The organism is Burkholderia sp. HI4860 (genome assembly GCF_002223045.2).
GTDB lineage: Bacteria > Pseudomonadota > Gammaproteobacteria > Burkholderiales > Burkholderiaceae > Burkholderia.
On record NZ_NKFO02000003.1, the window covers coordinates 1,297,916 to 1,316,267 of the forward strand.

General features: G+C 68.2%; 18 protein-coding genes. 3 read left to right on the top strand and 15 right to left on the bottom strand.

The window, feature by feature from the left end; translation table 11 throughout:
* Positions 1 to 28: 28 nt before the first annotated feature.
* The 4 genes from CFB34_RS21295 to CFB34_RS21310 form a co-directional block, all read right to left on the bottom strand.
* On the bottom strand, positions 29 to 733 hold the full coding sequence (locus tag CFB34_RS21295) for a hypothetical protein (RefSeq protein ID WP_089439208.1): 705 nt from the start codon (positions 731 to 733) through the stop codon (positions 29 to 31).
* A 223-nt stretch (positions 734 to 956) separates the two neighbouring features.
* Entirely contained in the window at positions 957 to 1,520 is a 564-nt protein-coding gene (locus CFB34_RS21300; protein ID WP_089439207.1) for a barstar family protein, read from the bottom strand.
* A gap of 16 nt (positions 1,521 to 1,536) precedes the next feature.
* Positions 1,537 to 1,968, bottom strand: a complete 432-nt coding sequence (locus CFB34_RS21305) for a ribonuclease (protein ID WP_031398890.1) — start codon at positions 1,966 to 1,968, stop codon at positions 1,537 to 1,539.
* A 378-nt stretch (positions 1,969 to 2,346) separates the two neighbouring features.
* On the bottom strand, positions 2,347 to 4,689 hold the full coding sequence (locus CFB34_RS21310) for an NADP-dependent malic enzyme (RefSeq protein ID WP_278190120.1): 2,343 nt from the start codon (positions 4,687 to 4,689) through the stop codon (positions 2,347 to 2,349).
* Between the two features lie 135 nt (positions 4,690 to 4,824).
* On the opposite strand from CFB34_RS21310, the gene thiL reads away from it, so the two are divergent.
* Genes thiL through CFB34_RS21325 form a run of 3 tightly spaced genes read left to right on the top strand, consistent with a single transcriptional unit; the run spans position 4,825 to position 6,896 of the window.
* On the top strand, positions 4,825 to 5,823 hold the full coding sequence (thiL, locus tag CFB34_RS21315) for a thiamine-phosphate kinase (protein WP_089439205.1): 999 nt from the start codon (positions 4,825 to 4,827) through the stop codon (positions 5,821 to 5,823).
* Positions 5,813 to 6,364 (top strand): phosphatidylglycerophosphatase A, encoded by a 552-nt coding sequence (locus CFB34_RS21320; protein ID WP_089439204.1) that lies wholly within the window; start codon positions 5,813 to 5,815, stop codon positions 6,362 to 6,364. The genes thiL and CFB34_RS21320 overlap by 11 nt, the downstream gene beginning before the upstream one ends.
* A 31-nt stretch (positions 6,365 to 6,395) precedes the next feature.
* Positions 6,396 to 6,896 carry a CinA family protein gene (locus CFB34_RS21325; RefSeq protein WP_034186407.1) on the top strand — a complete coding sequence of 167 codons (501 nt, stop codon included), beginning with the start codon at positions 6,396 to 6,398 and terminating at the stop codon, positions 6,894 to 6,896.
* A gap of 38 nt (positions 6,897 to 6,934) precedes the next feature.
* Here CFB34_RS21325 and CFB34_RS21330 read toward each other — a convergent pair whose 3' ends face one another.
* The 11 genes from CFB34_RS21330 to CFB34_RS21380 all read right to left on the bottom strand — a co-directional run bounded on the left by CFB34_RS21330 (position 6,935) and on the right by CFB34_RS21380 (position 18,201).
* On the bottom strand, positions 6,935 to 7,993 hold the full coding sequence (locus tag CFB34_RS21330) for a phosphorylcholine phosphatase (protein ID WP_089439203.1): 1,059 nt from the start codon (positions 7,991 to 7,993) through the stop codon (positions 6,935 to 6,937).
* Positions 7,994 to 8,211: 218 nt separating this feature from the next.
* Positions 8,212 to 9,039 (bottom strand): orotidine-5'-phosphate decarboxylase, encoded by an 828-nt coding sequence (gene pyrF / locus CFB34_RS21335; protein WP_011350899.1) that lies wholly within the window; start codon positions 9,037 to 9,039, stop codon positions 8,212 to 8,214.
* 39 nt (positions 9,040 to 9,078) lie between these two features.
* Positions 9,079 to 10,140 carry an aldose 1-epimerase gene (locus CFB34_RS21340; protein WP_089439202.1) on the bottom strand — a complete coding sequence of 354 codons (1,062 nt, stop codon included), beginning with the start codon at positions 10,138 to 10,140 and terminating at the stop codon, positions 9,079 to 9,081.
* A 49-nt stretch (positions 10,141 to 10,189) separates the two neighbouring features.
* Positions 10,190 to 10,996 carry an SDR family oxidoreductase gene (locus CFB34_RS21345; RefSeq protein ID WP_089439201.1) on the bottom strand — a complete coding sequence of 269 codons (807 nt, stop codon included), beginning with the start codon at positions 10,994 to 10,996 and terminating at the stop codon, positions 10,190 to 10,192.
* Positions 10,997 to 11,025: 29 nt separating this feature from the next.
* On the bottom strand, positions 11,026 to 12,042 hold the full coding sequence (araH, locus tag CFB34_RS21350) for an L-arabinose ABC transporter permease AraH (protein ID WP_089439200.1): 1,017 nt from the start codon (positions 12,040 to 12,042) through the stop codon (positions 11,026 to 11,028).
* Positions 12,043 to 12,112: 70 nt separating this feature from the next.
* The gene (gene araG / locus CFB34_RS21355; RefSeq protein WP_089439199.1) at positions 12,113 to 13,624 is read right to left on the bottom strand and encodes an L-arabinose ABC transporter ATP-binding protein AraG; all 1,512 of its coding nucleotides are present in this window, start codon (positions 13,622 to 13,624) and stop codon (positions 12,113 to 12,115) included.
* Positions 13,625 to 13,693: 69 nt separating this feature from the next.
* Positions 13,694 to 14,689 (bottom strand): arabinose ABC transporter substrate-binding protein, encoded by a 996-nt coding sequence (locus tag CFB34_RS21360; protein ID WP_039353007.1) that lies wholly within the window; start codon positions 14,687 to 14,689, stop codon positions 13,694 to 13,696.
* Positions 14,690 to 14,800: 111 nt separating this feature from the next.
* Positions 14,801 to 15,580, bottom strand: coding sequence for an SDR family oxidoreductase (locus CFB34_RS21365; RefSeq protein WP_089439198.1), 780 nt, complete (start codon positions 15,578 to 15,580; stop codon positions 14,801 to 14,803).
* Positions 15,580 to 16,257, bottom strand: coding sequence for a 2-dehydro-3-deoxy-6-phosphogalactonate aldolase (locus CFB34_RS21370; protein ID WP_089439197.1), 678 nt, complete (start codon positions 16,255 to 16,257; stop codon positions 15,580 to 15,582). Before CFB34_RS21370 ends, CFB34_RS21365 begins: the two co-directional genes overlap by 1 nt.
* Positions 16,258 to 16,279: 22 nt before the next feature.
* A complete protein-coding gene (locus CFB34_RS21375; protein ID WP_089439196.1) occupies positions 16,280 to 17,305 on the bottom strand; it encodes a 2-dehydro-3-deoxygalactonokinase in 1,026 nt (341 codons plus the stop codon).
* Positions 17,302 to 18,201: an IclR family transcriptional regulator gene (locus tag CFB34_RS21380; RefSeq protein WP_089439195.1), complete on the bottom strand. Its 900-nt coding sequence runs from the start codon at positions 18,199 to 18,201 to the stop codon at positions 17,302 to 17,304. Before CFB34_RS21380 ends, CFB34_RS21375 begins: the two co-directional genes overlap by 4 nt.
* Positions 18,202 to 18,352 lie beyond the last annotated feature (151 nt).

Consider the following 18,352-nt stretch of genomic DNA (forward strand, 5'->3'; position numbering starts at 1 on the left):
CCGTTGCGATGCGGCGGTCTATCGCAACTTACTTGTCGCTCGACGAGCCATGCGGCATCGCTTCTGACAACGCATCGAGCACCGGCGTCAGCACGTCTTGCGGGCTGCCGGTCGTCCAGCCGCCGCCGAGGCTGTAGACATCGATCTTGCCCGTCACGGGGTACGTGACCGGCGCTGCGTCCAGCACCTTCGCCATGCCGGAGAAGATCTTCTGAAACGCGACAATGCGTGCAGCGTCGTTCTTCAGCCGACGACCGTCGCCAAGCTTTTCCGCCAACGCCTCTCCGCCGGCCCTTGCATCCGGGACGCGGCACGCAAACTCGACCGTCGCGATTGTCTCGCCCTCGCGAGCCGAGTTCGGTCGCTGCGACGACCCGGTTGCCTTGCACTCCGAGCGATTGAGCGCACGTAGATACGCTGCGACCGCCCCTTCGACGGATGGGCGCAGCGCAGCGCTCACCTTCGGCGGCATCGGCTCCAGCATCCCGTCGGCCATGTCCTTGCGCATCGAATCGCCCATCTTCGACAGAACGTCGACGTTGAGCGCGTCCTTGCCGCCGTAACTCGTGCGCACCGCATCGTTGAATTCGCGGGCTTTCGACACATCGCCGTTGACGAATGCGCCGATGTAAAGGTCGACGGTCTGCTCGGGCGTGAGCGGCGCCGCATGCGCGGCGCCCGCCACGACCAGCAGGGGCAGCACGACGGCGCGTGCGGAACGGGAAATATTCATGGGAAGACAGCCCTCTCTCGATGGTTTGTTGTATGCGCCCGATGCGGCCGCTGCCGCGACCGGGCCGATCGAGATTGTCTCGAAAAAAGGTGCCGGATGAAAGGACAATGTCAGCGGGCCACGCGCCGTTCCGGCCCGTCCGCATCACGCAAGCGCAAAAAAGCCCGCTCGAAGCGGGCTTCCGAAAGATGATTCGCCGAATCGGCCGCTGGCCGACGTGCGCTTACGCGAACGAGTAGAACACGCGGAACGCGACCTTGCGCTCGGCCCAGAATTCGGCCGCCTCGCGGAACACGTCGAGCAGCGTCTCCCGCCCTTCCTTGTCGAACTTCTGCGCGATCGGCAGCCCTTCGAGGACGATCACGAAACCGGGCTGCGCGCCGGCCTTCGCGACGAGGTCGGTCAGGGAGTCGTACAGCGCGTCGTAGTTCTTCCCGAAATGCTTCGGGAACAGGAACGACGTCGCGATCGTTTCCATCACTTCCTGCTTCGACTGCGCGGCGCCGCAAAACGCATACAGGAAATGCTGGCCGAGCCGGCCGGCTTCGTCGGCAAGATCCTGCACGCGGAACGCGCGGATCGACTGCACGAGATTGGGTCGCACGGTCGTGAAAAGGCTCATAGGCTCCTCGTTCGATGAAAGCCCGGGCTCGGCTTCCTGTTGCTCCGGCGTGCCGCCGGCCTGCGCCGCCGCGTGCAGTTGGATCACGCGCTGAAACAGATTGCCGTCGCCGGCCGCGAACAGTTCCGCCGCCGCCGTTTCGTGCGCGTAGATGGAGTCGCTCATGCCATTCGTCCCGAAGTCATTCAACAATACGTTTAAAACTGTTGTAGTGGTCGCCCGTGTAATAACAGTTGTCGATCCGGCGCAATGGCCCGCCGCAGACGATCCGGCGCGCTCCGCGATTGCGGGCACGCGGCGTCGGCACCGTGTACTCATGGTAGTAGCCGCGCTTCGCTTTCGGCAGGATCCGCTCGCGGTTGCCAAACACGACGCCGTCTTTCTCGTACGGATAGGGACCGCCGGCGCCGATCAGGCCCAGCGTAGTCACGGCCTCGCGCGGAAGACGAGCGGTCGGAATCGTATCGAGCCCGCTCGCCGCCACGTCGGCCGGAACGGCCTCCCGTGCGTAAGCGGCGGAAACCAGACTGCCCGTCGGCGTGCCGACGATACCCATCGCGAACATCGCGAAGACGGACGCGAGCGCGCCGTTGCGGAGCCACTTGCGTGCCATGAACCAGGGTTCCCGCTGTTAAATCAAGTAGTTGACGACCAACAAAGGCGTTAGCGTAGCGTTATTGGCCGCGCGAATCAATGTCCGTTTGGGAATCGAAAGGCCAGTGATACCCGGAATTGCGCATTTTTTACCGAAATCACACTACATTTATCTTGCATGAGCTAAAATGCGGGCGGCATCTCTGGCATGGCAAGACTCTGCCTCCTTGCCACGCCGGCTACGCTGAGTGGAGAGAGATGCTGATGTTGCTTGAGGGAAGCGCGTTTGCGCCCTGCCCGCGGCGTGCCCATTGCGGGCACGCCTCTTTTTGCTTTTGTTTACAATTTCGCCCGACGCGCCACGCCGGTTCGACCGGCCTGGCGCGTTCGTTCTGGCTCAGCGCGTGGCGTTCACGTCGGCGACCAGCAACGCCGCCATGTTGACGATGCGGCGAACGGTCGCCGATTCGGTCAGCACGTGCACCGGCTGCGCCGCACCCAGCAGGATCGGCCCGATCGCGATGTTGTTGCCCGCGGCCGTCTTCAGCAGGTTGTACGCGATGTTCGCGGCGTCGATGTTCGGCAGGATCAGCAGGTTCGCTTCGCCTTCCAGCGTCGATTCCGGCAGGATCTCCTTGCGCAGCGCCGCGTCGAGCGCGACGTCGCCGTGCATCTCGCCGTCCACCTTCAGCTCCGGCGCACGTTCCTGCAGGATCGTGAGCGTATCGCGCATCTTCTTCGCCGAAGGCGCGTTGCTCGTGCCGAAATTCGAGTGCGACAGCAGCGCGACCTTCGGCTCGATGCCGAAGCGGCGCACTTCTTCCGCGGCCATGATCGTGATCTCGGCCAGCTCTTCCGGGGTCGGATCGACGTTCACGTGCGTGTCGACGAGGAAAATCTGGCGGCCCGGCAGCACGAGGCCGTTCATCGCCGCATACACGCTGCAGCCCGGGCGCTTGCCGATCACCTGGTCGATGAAGTGCAGGTGGCGGTGCGTGGTGCTGATCGTGCCGCAGATCATCCCGTCCGCCTCGCCCTTCTTCACCAGCATCGAGCCGATCAGCGTCGTGCGGCGGCGCATCTCGACGCGCGCGAGCTGCTCGCTGATGCCCTTGCGCGCCATCATCTTGTAGTACGTCTGCCAGAAATCGCGGTAGCGCTCGTCGTGCTCGGTGTTGACGACCGTGAAATCGGTGCCCGGCGTCAGGCGCAGGCCGTAGCGATGGATGCGGTGCTCGATCACCGACGGGCGGCCGATCAGGATCGGCTTCGCGAGTTTTTCATCGACGATGATCTGTACGGCGCGCAACACGCGCTCTTCTTCGCCTTCCGCGAACACGACGCGCTTCTTCTCTTCCGGCGCGGCGCGCGCAATCTGGAAGATCGGCTTCATCGTCGTGCCGCTGTGGTACACGAACTGCTGCAGGTGCTGCTTGTACGCGTCCATGTCCTCGATCGGGCGCGTCGCGACGCCGCCGTCCATCGCGGCCTGCGCGACGGCCGGCGCGATCTTCACGATCAGGCGCGGATCGAACGGCTTCGGAATCAGGTATTCGGGCCCAAACGACAGGTCCTGGATGCCGTACGCGGTCGCGACGATGTCGCTCTGCTCGTGCTGCGCGAGCTCGGCGATCGCATTGACGGCCGCGATCTCCATTTCACGCGTGATCGTCGTCGCGCCGACGTCGAGCGCGCCGCGGAAGATGAACGGGAAGCACAGGACGTTGTTGACCTGGTTCGGGTAATCGGTGCGGCCCGTGGCCAGCACGGCGTCCGGCCGCACTTCGAGTGCGAGTTCCGGCAGGATTTCCGGCGTCGGGTTCGCGAGCGCGAGGATCAGCGGGCGCTCGGCCATGCCCTTCACCATCTCCTGCTTCAGCACGCCGGCAGCCGACAGGCCGAGGAAGATGTCCGCGCCGTCGATCACTTCGGCCAGCGTCCGGGCTTCCGTTTCGCGGGCGAAACGCTCCTTGTCCGGGTCCATCAGCTCGGTGCGGCCCTTGTAGACCACGCCCGCCAGGTCGGTCACGATGATGTTCTCGAGCGGCAGGCCGATGTCGACCAGCAGGTCGAGACACGCGAGCGCGGCCGCACCTGCGCCGGACGCAACGAGCTTGACCTTCTTGATGTCCTTGTTGACGACCTTCAGCCCGTTCGTGACGGCCGCGGCCACCACGATCGCGGTGCCGTGCTGGTCGTCGTGGAACACCGGAATCTTCATCCGCTTGCGCGCTTCGCGCTCGACGATGAAGCAGTCCGGCGCCTTGATGTCTTCCAGGTTGATCCCGCCGAAGGTCGGCTCCAGCGCGGCGATCACGTCCACCAGCTTGTGCGGGTCCGACTCGTTCAGCTCGATGTCGAACACGTCGATGCCCGCGAACTTCTTGAACAGCACCGCCTTGCCTTCCATCACCGGCTTCGACGCGAGCGGGCCGATGTTGCCGAGACCGAGCACCGCCGTGCCGTTCGTGACGACGCCGACCAAGTTGCTGCGCGCGGTGAAGCGTGCCGCGTTGAGCGGATTCTCGACGATCTCCTCGCACGCGTACGCCACACCCGGCGAGTACGCGAGCGCGAGGTCGCGCTGGTTGATCATCTGCTTGGTCGGGGCGATCGCGATTTTCCCGGGGGTCGGGAATTCGTGATAGTCGAGCGCGGCTTCGCGAAGTTTGGCTTTGGAGGAGGCTTGGGTAGACATGTGTCTCTTGGCGGGCGGATTAGAATAACTCTTCGACGGCATTGTAGCGCCAATCATCGGCCGCCAGACCGGCGATTCGGGTGCAACAGCCGCGACAAAATTGTACTGAACGGTGCAGGAACGCCGCCGCTCGCCTCGTACAATGCCGTTCCTTCCACCGTTTCGGATCCATCCGCCGTGCCAGCCGCCCTCTCCGAGTTTTCGCTGATCGAACGCTTCTTCACGCGCCGCGCCGCGCAGGGCGCCCGTGCGTCGACGCTCGGCATCGGCGACGACTGCGCGTTGATCGCGCCCCGATCCGGGAAATTGCTGGCCATTTCGACGGACATGCTGGTGGAAGGCCGCCACTTCTTCCCCGACGTCGCGCCCGACGCGCTCGGCCACAAGACACTCGCGGTCAACCTGTCCGACCTCGCGGCGATGGGCGCCGAGCCCCGCGCGTTCACGCTCGCGTGCGCGCTGCCGCGGGCCGACGCCGCATGGCTGGAAGCGTTCAGCAACGGGCTGTTCGCGCTCGCCGAGCGCTACGGCTGCGAGCTGATCGGCGGCGACACGACGAGCGGCCCGCTGAACCTGTGCGTGACCGTGTTCGGCGAAGTCGCGCCCGATGCGGTACTGCGGCGTGACGCCGCGCGCGACGGCGACGACGTCTGGGTGTCCGGCACGCTCGGCGATGCGCGCGCCGGTCTCGGCGTCGCGCGCGGCGAGTGGACGGCCGGCGCAAACGAAGCAGCCGCGTTCCGGCGCGCGCTCGAGTACCCCGAACCGCGCATCGCGCTCGGCCTCGCGCTCGCGGGCGTCGCGCACGCGGCGCTCGACCTCTCGGACGGCCTCGCCGGCGACCTGCAGCACATCCTGGCCCGCTCGAACGTGCGCGCCGAGATCGATGCCGACGCGGTGCCGCGCTCGGCCGCGCTCGCGACGCTGGCGCCCGACGTGCAGCGTCGCTGCACGCTGGCCGGCGGCGACGATTACGAACTGTGCTTCACCGCGCCGGCGGCGGCCCGCGCGGCGGTCGAGGCGGCGGGCGTGACGGCCGGCGTGGCGGTTACCCGAATCGGTACAATACGCGCGTTGTCCGCGCCGTCGGAGCAGCCCGCGATCACGTGGCGCGACGCTGCCGGTGCGCCCCTCGCTCTCACGTTGCACGGCTTCGACCACTTCCATGCAGACTGACCCGACGCCCGCGCACGCCGCGGCCGAGCCCGGCGCCGCATCCGGCGGCAACGCGCCGCGGCGCGCGACCGCGCGTTTCATGCTGTCGCACCCGGCGCACATCGTGTCGCTCGGCTTCGGCAGCGGGCTCGCGCCGATCATGCCCGGCACGTTCGGCTCGCTGTTCGGCTGGCTGACGTTCGTCGTGCTCAACCGCTACCTGACGGTGCCCGAATGGTGGGCGCTGATCGCGGCCGGCTTCGTGGTCGGCACGTGGCTGACCGGTTTCACCGCGAGGAAGATGGGCTCGGCCGATCCGGGCGCCGTCGTCTGGGACGAGATCGTCGCGATCTGGCTCGTGATGCTGCTCGTCACGCCCGCGACCTTCGTCGGCCAGTTGTGGGCGTTCGTCGCGTTCCGCTTCTTCGACATGCTCAAGCCGCCGCCGATCCGCTATTTCGACCGCCGCCTGAAAGGCGGGCTCGGCATCATGGTCGACGACCTGGTCGCCGCGTTCATGACGCTGCTCGTGATCGCCCTGTGGCGCTCCGTCGTCGGCTGACCGATTTTCCGACTTCCGTTTCCCGACGCGCATGCCAACCGATTCCGTCGTCCACCAGCTTGCGATCCGCGCAGGCAACAAGCTGCGTGACGAGCACCTGACGCTCGCCACCGCCGAATCCTGCACCGGCGGCATGATCGCCGCGGCGATCACCGATATCTCCGGCAGCAGCCAGTGGTTCGAGCGCGGCTTCGTCACGTACTCGAACCAGGCCAAGATCGAGATGATCGGCGTGCCGCCCGACCTGATCGACAAGCACGGCGCCGTCAGCGAGCCGGTCGCGCGCGCGATGGCCGAAGGCGCGCTGCGCAACAGCCGCGCGCAGGTCGCGCTGTCCGTCACCGGCATCGCGGGCCCCGCAGGCGGCAGCGAGAAGAAGCCGGTCGGCACCGTGTCGTTCGGCTGGAGCAACCGGCTGCATACCGACGTCGAAACGCTCGTGTTCAAGGGCGACCGCGAACAGATCCGCACGCAGGCCGCCGCGCATGCGCTGCGCGGGCTGCTGAAGCTGCTCGACGAACGCGAGGGCTGATCGGGCGGGAGGCGCGCGCCGCGCCCCCGCCTGCCCGCCTACTGGATCGCGTCGGGCTTCACGACGATCCAGTTCTTGTCCGCCGTCACCGGCAGGCCGAGCGACTTCTGCCGCGCGGCCGATTCGTCCGACCACGCGCGGATCTGCGCCATCTGCTTGTCCTTCTTGTTCACCCACACGCGCACGCCGCCGCGCGCGACGTCGGTCGCGTTCAGCAGCATGTAGCCGTCGGACGTCGGCGTGTCGCCCGCGACGAGCACCGGCTTCTTCCACTGGTCGATCCAGCCCACGATCGAGCCGAGCTTGCCTTCGTACCACGTCATCGGGTTCATCAGGAATGGCGTGATCACCAGGCTGCGATTCGCGGCTTCGTCGTACTGGCCGGCCTTGATCTGCAGCCGCGAGGTGGTCAGCGCGCCGGTCGCCGGGTTGCGCAGCAGCGTCGTCACGCCGATCACGTTCTGCGGCTTCACGTTGTAGCCGTACTTCGGGTCGGACAGCACGAGCCGCGCGAGCTCCTCGTGCGCGGCCGTCATCACGTAGACCTCGATCCCGTTCTCGCGCAGCGCGTTGTACAGCTCCTGCATCCCGCGGAAGAAACGCGGCGGGTTCACCGTGCCGTCGACCACCTTGTCGCCCTGCCAGTAGCGGATCGGGATCGGCTGGCCGTCGGCGAGCATCGCGTCGACGTGGCGCTTCAGGTCGGCCAGCGACTGCCCGGCGAACGCCTGCGCGATCCACGGGTAGCAGACCAGGTCGTCGATCTCGCACAGCCGGTAGTAATAGCTCGTCAGCGATTCCCGGTAGTCGGCGGAATCCTTGAACGGGATCAGCTTGAGCGACGGGTCGAGCGTGTCGCGCGTCAGCACGCCGCGACGCTCGAGGTACGGCAGCAGCGACTCCTCGAGGTCGTAGCGGTAGGTCGTGTTGTCGGCGTCGAACACCGCATAGTCGCCGCGGTGCGCGTGCGCGGCGATCATCTCGTTCAGCGCCTTCGCGCTATCGGCCGGCCAGTGCGAGAGATCCGCCGCATGGGCGAAGCTCATGCACAACGATGCGGCAAGCGCGCTCAGAAGACGTCGGGACAGCTTGGGCATGGCGTCGCTCCTTTCTTGACATTTTCGTTACGGATCGATGACAAGCGGCAGCATCGCGCGATTGGCACGCGGGGATGCGGTTCGGAAGCGACGGGAAGTTGTCCGCGTGCGCCAGTGCGGGCCGGCGGGCGGAAAAGCAGAAAGACGGGGGAAGCGTCGGGCTCGCGCGTGGGAGCCCGCCGGAACCGGCTGCCCGGACGGGCAACCGGTGCAACCGATCAACGATGCGCGTTGATCGTGTCGCGCGTCTTCTGCGCGGCGAGCGCCGCGGCTTCGGCGAAATCCTCGCCCTTGCTCGCGTACAGGATCGCACGCGACGAGTTGATCATCATGCCGGTGCCGTCGGCCGTGCGGCCTGCGTTGACGGTCGCCTGCACGTCGCCGCCCTGCGCGCCGATGCCGGGGATCAGCAGCGGCATGTCGCCGACGATCCCGCGCACGATCTCGATTTCCTTCGGGAATGTCGCGCCGACCACGAGGCCGAGCTGGCCGTTCTTCGCGTTCCACTTGTTCGCCGCGAGGTCGGCGACGACCTGGTACAGCGGCCGGCCGTTCGTGTCGAGGAACTGCAGGTCGGAGCCGCCCGGGTTCGACGTGCGGCACAGCACGATCACGCCCTTGCCTTCGTGCTCGAAGTACGGCTCGACCGAGTCGTAGCCCATGTACGGGTTCACGGTGACGGCATCTGCGCGGTAGCGCTCGAACGCTTCGCGCGCGTACTGCTCGGCCGTGCTGCCGATGTCGCCGCGCTTCGCGTCGAGGATCACCGGCAGGCCCGGATGCTGGAGGTGGATGTGCGCGATCAGCCGTTCGAGCTGGTCTTCCGCGCGATGCGCGGCGAAGTAGGCGATCTGCGGCTTGAACGCGCTCGCGTATTGCGCGGTCGCGTCGACGATCTGCCGGCAGAATTCGAAGATCGCATCGGGCTGGCCGTCGAACTGCACGGGAAAGCGCGACGGCTCGGGATCGAGGCCGACGCACAGCAGCGAATTCGTGCGCTGCCACGCGGCGCGCAGCGATTCGATGAAAGTAAGCGGGGAAGACATGGCGGGTACTCGCGGCAAACCGTTGGTAGACCGCGTATTTTACCCGCGTCGCCGGCGCGCCTCGCGCGAAGCCGCATTGCCGCGCGCATCGGTGCGCTCGACGGTGAACGCGAAACGCCGCGTGAGCCGCTCGCCGGGCGCGAGCAGCGTCATCCCGTGCACGGTCGCGCCGCCCGGCAGGTTCACCGCATTGATCGGATGATCGACCGGCTCGAAGCAGAAGAAATCCTCGCCGGGCGGCGTGTAGAGCACGTACGCGTCGGCGTCGGCCGCCACCGTCAGCGACAACCCGCGGCGCGGCCAGCTCACCGTCGCGTGGCCGCCCCAGCCGGTGAACGCATGATTGACGAGCGTGGCCGGCAGCGGATACGCGACGCCGAACTGCCACGCCGGCGGCACGCTCACGTGCCGCACCGGCAGGAAATCCGCGCCCGACAGCCACAGCCCGCCGGCAGCCGCGGCCAGTTCGGTCGCGGCATCGCGCACGAGGAACGGATGCACGCCGAGCCCGAACGGCAGCCGCGCACGCCCCGCGTTCTCGATCGTCAGCGCGATCGACAGCGTCGCGTCGTCGAGCTCGTACGACTGGATCGCGCGGAACGCATACGGCGCGCCGGCGGTGCGGTCGAGCGACAGTTGCAGCGACGTGCCGGTCGCATCGTCAACCTGCCACGGCGCGAGCCAGCCGTCGCCGTGGATCGGCAGCGGCTCGTCGCGGCGGTTGCGCGGCACCGCGACCTTGCGCCCGTCGCACTCGAAGCTCCCGTCGCCGATCCGGTTCGAGTAAGGCAGCAGCGGATAGCACGCGAGCTCGTTCGGGTCCGTCGCCGTCTCCGGGTGCTCGCAGCGGCGGAACACCGGCATCAGCGCGCCATTGTCGCCGCGCCAGTCGAAGCGCGCGATGCCGCCGCCCAGATGCGGCAGCACATCGAGCCGCAGCGATGCGTTCGACAGCGTGACGGCCGCCGCATGCGCGGCGCCGACGCCCTGCGCGAAGGCTGCCGTCTGCGGGCCGGGGCTGACCGGCTGCGCGGCGGCGGCCAGGCGCGCGCGGCGCGACTGGCTGGTGGACGACGATACGCTCGAGGACGTGGCGGTCATGGTGAACTCCTTTCCTTCGTCGAAGAAACGATGCGGGTCGTGCGAACGGTCAGGCCCAGCCGCCGTCGACGATCACGTCCTGCGCGGTGATCATCCGGCTGTCGTCGGCCGCGAGGAACAGCGCCATCCGCGCGAGATCGGCGGGCAGCAGTTCGGCATCGAGGCACTGGCCGGCCTTGATCGCCGCGCGGCCCGCGTCGTCGAGCCACAGCCGGCGCTGCTTGTCGGTCATCACCCAGCCGGGCACCAGCGAATTCACGCGGATGCCGAACGGGCCGAGGTCGCGCGCGAGGCCGCGCGTCAGCCCCTGCACGGCCGCCTTCGCCATCACGTAGACGGGATAGCCGCCGTTCTTCAGCATCCAGCTGATCGAGCCGAGATTGATGATCGCGCCGCCGCCCTGCCGCTTCATGTCGTCGATCACCGCCTGCGCGGCGAAGAACTGGTGGCGCAGGTTCACCGCGATGCCCGCGTCGAACGATGCGGGCGTCACGTCGCCGATCGCATGGCGCGTGTCGTTCGCCGCGTTGTTCACGAGCACCGCGATCGCGCCGATGCGCGCGCGGATCGCGTCGATCGCATGGCGCAGCGCGTCGATGTCGGTCAGGTCGCACGGGAGGAACAGCGGCGCATGGCGTACGTGCGCGAGGCGTTCCGCGAGCGCGGCGCCGGCCGCCGCGTCGAGGTCGACGAACGCGACGCGCGCGCCCTGTTCGGCGAAGTGCTCGACGAACGCCGCGCCGATGCCGGTCGCGCCGCCCGTGATCAGCACCGCGCGATCCTCGAGGCTCGGATACCGTGCATAGCGCGCGTGGCTCGCCGAGTGCGGGTCGTGCGCGGAAGTGTCGATGGTCATGCGGTTCGTCTCCGTGAGAGCGGATCGGGTCAGTCGCGGACGCCGCGGTTCTTCAGCTGGTCGAGCAGCACGGCCGCGAGCAGGATCGCGCCGCGCACGAGGTACTGGTAGAACGCGTCGATGTTCAGCAGGTTCATCACGTTCTCGACGGTGCCCATGATCAGCACGCCGATCACGACGCCCGAGATCGTCGCGCGGCCGCCCATCAGCGACACGCCGCCGAGCACGCACGCGGAGATCACGTTCAGCTCGAAGCCCTGCGCGGCGTTCGGCTGGCCCGACGTGATGCGCGAGGCGAGGATCACGCCCGCGAGCGCCGTCACCGCGCCCTGGATCAGGAAGATGTACACGCGCGTGCGCTCGACGTTGATCCCCGCGAGCCGCGAGGCTTCCGGGTTGCCGCCGATCGCGAGCGTGTTGCGGCCATAGACCGTCTGGTTCAGCAGCACGCCGAACGCGATGAAGCACAGCAGCGTGACCCAGATCGGCAGCGACACGCCGAAGAGCGTGAGCCCGCCGAGCGCGATGAACGTATCCGACGACACGCCGACCGCCTGCCCTTTCGACACGATGAAGCCGAGCCCGCGCACGATCTCCATCGTCGCGAGCGTCGTGATCAGCGCGTTGATGCGCAGGTACGCGATCACCGCGCCGTTCACGAAGCCGATCGCGGCGCCGGCCGCGACCGCCGCGATGATCGCGACGAACGTGTTGTCGGTCGCGTTCAGCACCATCGCGCACAGCACGCCCGAGAACGCGACGGTCGAGCCGATCGACAGGTCGAAGTCGCGCGACGCGAGGCAGAACATCATCGTGCACGCGACCATGCCGATCTGCGAGATCGACAGCGCGAGGCCGAGCATGTTGTCGATCGAGAAGAAGTGATCGACGGTCAGCGACATCGTGATGAACATCACCGCGAAGATCGCGATCAGGCTGTATTCGGTCAGATGCTGCCACCACTTCTGGCGGTCGCTCTGCTGCGGCACCAGCGCGTCGGCCGACGGCTTCACGGCGGCGCTGCCAAGGTTTTCGTTGACTTGCATGATTGAGTCTCCTGCTCCTGCATCGCACGGCCCGCGCCGTGCATGTCCGATTCGATTGTCGTGTGCTGCGTCAGGCTGCCTCGACGGCGCTCGTTTGCGGCAGCGCCAGGCTCAGCACTGCGTGCTCGTTCGCCTGTTCGCGCGGCAGCTCGCCCGCAATCCGGCCCTCGCGCATCACGACGATGCGGTCGGACACGCCGAGCACTTCCGGCAGCTCCGACGACACCATCACGATCGCGCAGCCGCGTTCCGCGAGCCGGTAGATCACGTCGTAGATCTCGTGCTTCGCGCCGACGTCGATCCCGCGCGTCGGCTCGTCGAGGATCACGACCTTCAGGTCGGGCTCCGCGAGCCAGCGCGACAGGATCGCCTTCTGCTGGTTGCCGCCCGACAGGAAGCGGATCTTCTGGCGCCGGTTCGGCGTCTTGATCTTGAGCCGCTGGATGAAACGGTCGGCCGTTTCGCTTTCGGCCTTGCGGTTGATGAAGAGCCCCGCGCGCAGCGAATGGCGGCGGCAGCTGATGTTGATGTTCTCCGCGACCGACGCGATCGCGATGATCCCCTCTTCCTTGCGGTCCTCGGGGCACAGCACGATGCCGTGGCGGATCGCGTCGCCGGTGCGCTTCACGTCGATGCGCGCGCCGTCGAGCGTCAGCACGCCTGCGCGCCGGTGATCCGCGCCGTACACGAGCCGCATCAGTTCGCTGCGGCCCGCGCCGACCAACCCGAAGAAACCGACGATCTCGCCCGCGCGCACCGAGAAGCTCGCCGGTTCGCGCAACGCCGGGCCGTCGATGCCTTCGGCCGCGAACCGCACGTCGCCGAGCTTGCGCGGCGCGTAATGGTAGATATCCGAAATCTCGCGCCCGACCATCTCGGCGACGAGCCGTTCGCGCGGCACGTCGCCGAGCGATTCGTGCGACGCAATCTTGCGCCCGTCGCGGAAGATCGTGCAGGCGTCGCACAGCCGGTAGATCTCGTCCATCCGGTGCGAGATGTAGATCAGCGCGCGGCCCTGCGCACGCAGGTCGTCGACGAGCTTGAACAGCACTTCGGTCTCGCGATGCGACAGCGAGCTGGTCGGTTCGTCGAGCGCAATCACGCGCGCATTGCGCATCAGCGCCTTGCAGATCTCGACCATCTGCCGCTGCGCGATCGACAGCCGCCCGAGCTTCGCATCGGGATCGAGATCGACGCCCATCGCCGCGAGCCGCTCGCGCACGAAACGCTTCGCCTCGCGCTTCCTCACCCAGCCGAACGCATTCGGCAGGCGGCCGAGCAGCAGGTTTTCCGCGACCGTCAGGTCGGGCACGTACTGCAGCTCCTGGTGAATCACCGCGATGCCGGCCGCGATCGACGCGGCCGCACTCGCGAACTGCACGGGCTGGCCGTCGACCAGCACGCTGCCCGCATCGGGCTGGTATTCGCCACCGAGAATCTTCAGCAGCGTCGACTTGCCCGCGCCGTTCTCGCCCATCAGGCCATGCACCTCGCCCGCGTGCACGTCGAACGAGATGCCGTCGAGTGCGCGCACGCCGGGAAAGACCTTGCCGATATTGTCAAAACGCAGTGCCGCTGACACGTCGTCTCCCTACTCTTGCAGATCCATCGATCGCCGGCTGCCGCGGGGCCGCCGCAGCCGGCAAGCCGCTTACTTCGACGCGAGCCCCATCTCGTCACGCACCTTCGACACGTTGTCGCGCGTCGCGAGCATGCCGGTCGTCAGCGTCAGCGCCGGCGGCGCCTTGCCCTGCGTGATCCACGTGTACATCAGGTCCGAGGTTTCCTCGCCGTGGCGCTTCGGGCTGATGATCACGGTGCCGTAGAAGCCCGTCGGCTGCGGCTTCTTGAACTCGTTCAGCGCCGAATCGGAACCGCCGATGCCGATGCCGATCATGTTGTCCGCCTTGAAGCCGCGCCCTTCCGCCGCGCGCACCGCGCCGAGCACCGCTTCGTCGTTCAGGCCGTACGCCACCCAGTGCTTGAACTGCGGATTCTTCGTGAGCGCGATGTTCGCCGCGTTGAAGGCGTTCTCGGTATCGGTCTTCGCCTGCGGCGCCGCGATCACGTTCGCCTTCGGGAAGCCGGCGGCCACCAGCGCGTCGGTCGCGCCGCTGGTGCGGTCATGCGCGGTCGGCAGCTGCTCGTAGGTGATGTCGATCGCGCCGACGTCCTTCATGTCCCAGCCGCGCTTCTTGATCTCGGCCGCGATGCCGTCGCCGACCTGCTTGCCGATGTTGTACGCGGAGATCCCCATGTGCGGGACCGCCTCGATCGGCTTGCCCGCGCCGTCGACGAGGCGGTCGTCCACCGTCATCATCTTCAGGTTGTGCGACTTCGCCTTCGCGACGATGCCCGGCCCGAGCTTCACGTCGGGCGTGCAGATGATGAAGCCCTGCGCCTTCTGCGCGGACAGGTTGTCGATCGCGCTCATCACCTTTTCGCCGGACGGCGCGCCGATCTTCACGAGCGTGAAGCCCTTCTGCTTCGCCGCGATTTCGGCGAACTTCCACTCGTCCTGGAACCACGGCTCTTCCGGCTGCTTCACGAGGAAGCCGATCTTGACCGGGTCGGCCGCGTGCGCGACCGGGCTGCCCATTACCACCGCGGCCGCGGCCGCCAGCGTTACGAACGTTCTGCGTTTCATCTCCAGTGTCTCCTTGTTTTCATCGAACAGGATGCAGCCGCTTGTTGGTTTCGACGCAGCGTGCGCGCGGCCGTCGCACGTGCGGTCTTTCGAATCGTTACGTCAATCGCGTCAGTCGTGATACAGCGCCGCGCGCCCGCCATCGACGGTGATGCACGCGGCATTGATGAACGGCGCCTCGTCGGACGCCAGGAACACGGCCGTCATCGCGACCTCCTCCGGCCGGCCGATCCGCTTCATCGGCTGCAGCGCGAGCGTGTCGGCGCGCGCGGCAGCCGGGTCGGGTTGCGCGTCCCACCAGTCGCGCGTGAGCTGCGTCTCGATGTAGCCCGGCGCGATCGCGTTCACGCGCACGTTGCGCGCCGCGTATTCGATGCCGAGCGCGCGTGTGAGACCGAGCACGCCATGCTTCGCGACCGGGTACGGAAAGCAGCCCGGGATGATCCTGAACGCGTGCGTCGACGCGATGTTCACGATGCTGCCGCGGCCGCGTTCGACCATTCCTTCCAGCGCCGCGCGGCAGCCGTGCCACACGCCATCGAGGTCGACTGCGAAGCAGCGTCGCCAGTCGTCGTCGGTCATCGTCAGCGGATCGGCGAACACGTTGATGCCCGCGTTGTTCACCAGCACGTCGAGCGGGCCGAACGCCGCCTCGGTCTGCGCCAGTGCGTCGCGCACCGCGTCCTGCCGCGCGACGTCCGCCTGCAGCGGCAGCACGCGCGCGCCGGCGATCTCGTGCGCAATCGCGGCGGCCGTGCGCTGCGCCTGCGGGAAGTCGAGATCGACGAGCGCGACCGCCGCCCCCTCGCGAACGAACGCGTGGGCGATCGCGGCGCCGATGCCCCGGCCCGCGCCCGTCACCATCGCGACCTTGTCCGCGAGGCGGCCCATCATGCGGCTCCGCCGCGCGCCACGCGCAAGCCGGCCTGGAACGCACGCGCGTTCGCCGCGGTCGCGTCGGCCGACTGGCCGGGGCGGTACAGCGCCGAGCCGAGCCCGAAACCGTTCGCACCGGCATTGAGGAACGGCGCCATGTTGTCGGGCGAGATGCCGCCGACCGGGATCAGCGGCACCGCGCGGTCGATCACCGCGCGCCACGCCTTCACGACCGGCACGCCAAGCTGCTCGGCCGGGAACATCTTCAGCACGTCGGCGCCGTTCGCGAGCGCAGCGAACGCTTCGGTCGGCGTCGCGACGCCCGGCGCACTCGCGAGGCCGCGCTCGCGTGCGCGGCGGATCACGGCCGCGTCGCTGTGCGGCATCACGATCAGCGCGCCGCCCGCGTCCTGCACGCGGTCGACGTACTCGGCGCGCAGCACGGTGCCCGCGCCGACGATCGCGTCGTCGGGCAGCGCACGCCGCAGCGCGGCGATGCTGTCGAACGGATCGGGCGAGTTGAGCGGCACCTCGACGATCCGGAAGCCGGCTTCATAGAGCGCACGGCCGTGGTCGGCCGCTTCGACGGGCGTGATCCCGCGCACGATCGCGATCAGCGGGCACGCGTCGAACGCACGCATCAGCGCGGCGTGGGGCGCGTAGGGTGCGGGCAGGGTCAGGTCGGACGGCATCGAAGGTTCCTCGGCAAACGGTTCATTGGTCGGCGCAGACGGGCTCGCCATCCGCGCGCACGAGCCCGGCGCGCGACGCGATCCGCCACAGGCCGCGGTCGGTCGCGTGTGCGACCACGCGGGCGGGCGGGTGGCCGAATTCCTGGAGCGCATCGGCGTAGCGCGCACACAAGCTGTCGTCGCCGATCAGCAGCAGCGGCTGGTCCGCGAGCGCGATGCCGCGCTCCGCGAGCATCGCGTCGAGCGCGTTGAGCTCATGGCCGATCAGCAGCCCGGACAGGTAGTCGCCCTGCGCATCGGGCGCGAGCCGGTCGGTCAGGCCGAGCGTACGCGTGCTGAAGATCGTCGCGAGCAGCCCCGTATGCTGCGCGCCGCGCGCGACCGAGACGCCGCGCACGAACGCCGCGCGATCGGGCGACGCGCCGGCGCGCATCGTGCGGCCGAGGATCGTGTGGTCGCGCAGCACCGCGAACAGCTCGCCCGTCATGAAGGTCTGGAAGCGCTCGATCAGACCGTCCCTCACCCACGCCCATTTCGCATGGGTGCCCGGCAAGCCGATCAGTACCCCTGAACGATCGGTGCCAAGCGTGGGATCGCTCGCGAGCGCACCGAATATCTGCGTTTCTTCACCGCGCATCACGTCGGGCAGTTCGCCCGTGGCGATGACGCCCGGCACGATCGAGATCGTCGTGCCGCGCGCCGTCGTCACCGTGGTGAGGCCCGCGACGAGCGCGTCGGCGCCGGCCGGCACCGCGACGTACGGTGCCTCGCGCCAGCCCTGCGCGCTGCCGACCATCCCGGCGGCAAGCACCGGCAGGCCCGGCGAGCGGTCGAGCCAGTCGCCGCACGCTTCCTCGAACACCGCGTCGAACGCGCGCGCGCCGCCGCCCGGCACATGCATGACGCCCGCCGCACGGCTGCGCGTGTCGATGAGCGCGCCGTGCGCGTCGTACAGGTAAGCGCGCAGCGACGTCGTGCCCCAGTCGAGCGCGATCAGCGACGGGGTGGCGGAGCTGGCATCCGGAACGGACCGGGTCGAAGTCGTCATCGTTTGATCCTGCGGGTACCCTGCGGCGGGCTCCAGCCCAGTTCCGCGGAAATGGCTCGCGCTTCGCGCTGCACGAGCGGAATCAGTTCGTCCATCCGGTCGTGCGGCATGTACGGAATCGTGCTCGCGACCGACACGGCCGCGACGATTGCGCCCGATGCGTCGCGGATCGGCGCCGCCACGCAGCGGATCGACGCCTCGTTCTCCTCGAGATCGAACGTATAGCCGCCGGCCGCGTAATGCGCCATGCGCTGCAGGAACGCGCTCGTCTCGGGCCGGTTGTCCGGCTTGAAATTGACGCCGGCAAGCGCCCGCCGGGCGGCCTCGAACAGCGCGCGCCACGTGTCGGGATCGGTGTCGAGCATCATCGCCTTGCCGATGCCGGTCGATGCGAGCGGCATCCGGTGGCCGACGCGCGAGCGCATCTCGAGGCCGCGCGTGCCGGGAATCTTGTCGATGTACAGCACGTCGTCGCCGTCGCGCACGCCGAGATGGATCGTGTCGAGCGTCGCTTCCGCGAGCGCTTCGAGGTGCGGGCGCGCCACCGCGGTGAGCGGCATCTGCTCGAGCGCGATCGTGCCGAGCTCGATCAGCTTCGGGCCGAGCAGGTAGCCGCCCTGCACCTGGCGCAGGTAGCGCGCCTGCACGAGGCTGCTGACGAGGCGGTGCGTGGTGCTGCGCGTCGTGCCGAGCGCGGCGCCGATCGCGCGCATGTCGCGCGCGCCGTTCGCGATCGCCTCGAGGATCGCAAGGCCGCGCAGTAGCGTCTGCGTACCGGCCTGCTGCGCGGCGAGATCGAGCGGCGTGCTGGTCGCGCCGATGCTGTCGGTCAGCGACGCATCGTCCGGCGTCGCACGCCGGGCGTCGAGTGCAAGGGTGTCGGGCATCTTGGTCATGGGGCGGGCTTCTTCAACGGAACCGGTGAAGCCGTTCGCACGATGCCGGCATGGCGTCCGGCGTCGCGACGAGGCGGCGGTCGATGCACCGAATAAAGCGCCCGGCGAACTTCATGGAAGGTGTCTCCGTGTGCGTCGGGCGCCGCGCGAT